At 56.8% G+C, this 1,457-nt stretch carries 1 protein-coding gene and 1 pseudogene; both read left to right on the top strand.

Going from position 1 to position 1,457, the window contains the following annotated elements; translation table 11 throughout:
- Nucleotides 1-431 (top strand): annotated as a pseudogene (locus tag ASU03_RS18560) (IS5-like element IS1384 family transposase); the annotation flags it as partial.
- A 213-nt stretch (nt 432-644) separates the two neighbouring features.
- Nucleotides 645-1,457, top strand: an 813-nt coding sequence (locus ASU03_RS18565) for an IS5 family transposase (protein WP_057833248.1), incomplete at its 3' end; no start/stop codon positions are given.

Genomic DNA, 1,457 nt, shown 5'->3' on the forward strand with positions numbered 1-1,457 from the left:
AATCGGGTCTGGTGCACAGCGTAGTGGGCACGGCGGCCAATGTGGCGGATGTCACCCAGGTGGACAAATTGCTGCATGGCGACGAAAACGTGGTCTGCGCCGATGCAGGCTACACCGGTGTCGAAAAGCGGCCCGAGCATGAAGGACGTGAAGTTATCTGGCAGGTGGCGGCACGCCGCAGCACCTACAAAAAACTCGATAAGCGCAGCGTGCTGTACAAAGCCAAGCGCAAGATTGAAAAGGCCAAGGCTCAGGTGCGCGCCAAGGTCGAGCATCCGTTCCGGGTAATCAAGCGCCAGTTCGGTTACACCAAGGTGCGCTTTCGCGGCTTGGCCAAAAACACGGCGCAACTGGTGACACTGTTCGCTCTGTCGAACCTGTGGATGGCGCGCCGACATTTACTGACGAATGCAGGAGAGGTGCGCCTGTAATGCGGGAAATGGCCACCGGAGTGGGGTCCGGGTGGCGAAAACGTAAGAAATACTCGTCGAATTGATTGTTTTTTGATCATTTGGCGAGTTTAAAAGTTGCGCTAGGTGGTATGCCGGGGAAATACATGGCTACTTCAGACCATCCCTAAGGAAACTCTGAAAAAGACTTTCTGATTTGGCAAAATACCGCGACCCCACCCACCGAGTTTCCCGATGAAGCAGATGACCTTCGCCGACGCCGAGTACGCCGGCAAGCGCAAACAGACCCGCAAAGAGCTGTTCCTGATCGAGATGGATCAGGTAGTGCCGTGGAAAGGTTTGGTCGCTCTGATCGACCCGCGCTACCCCAAAGGCGAGGGTGGTCGTCCGGCGTACCCGTTGATGGCGATGCTGCGCATACATCTGATGCAGAACTGGTTTGGCTACAGCGACCCTGCGATGGAGGAAGCGCTGTACGAGACCACCATCCTGCGCCAGTTTGCCGGACTGAGCCTGGAGCGCATTCCGGATGAAACCACCATCCTCAACTTCGGCCGCCTGCTGGAGAAACACGAGCTGGCTGCCGGCATCCTGGCTGTGATCAATGGCTACCTAGGTGACCGAGGTTTGTCGTTGCGCCAAGGCACTATCGTCGATGCAACGCTGATCAATGCGCCAAGTTCGACCAAGAACAAGGACGGCAAGCGCGACCCGGAAATGCATCAGACGAAAAAAGGAAATCAGTACTTTTTTGGTATGAAAGCGCACATCGGCGTCGATGCCGAATCCGGCTTGGTGCACAGCCTGGTGGGCACGGCGGCGAATGTGGCGGACGTGACTCAGGTCGATCAGTTGCTGCATGGCGAGGAAACTTACGTCTCTGGCGATGCCGGTTACACCGGCGTGGAGAAGCGTGCGGAGCATCAACATCGCCAGATGATCTGGTCGATCGCAGCGCGCCCCAGCAGCTATAAGAAGCATGCAAAAAAGAGCCTGATCGGTCGCATGCGCCGCAAAATCGAATACGCGAAAGCTCAAGTCCGGGCC

Source organism: Colwellia sp. TT2012, from assembly GCF_001440345.1.
Lineage (GTDB): Bacteria > Pseudomonadota > Gammaproteobacteria > Enterobacterales > Alteromonadaceae > Colwellia.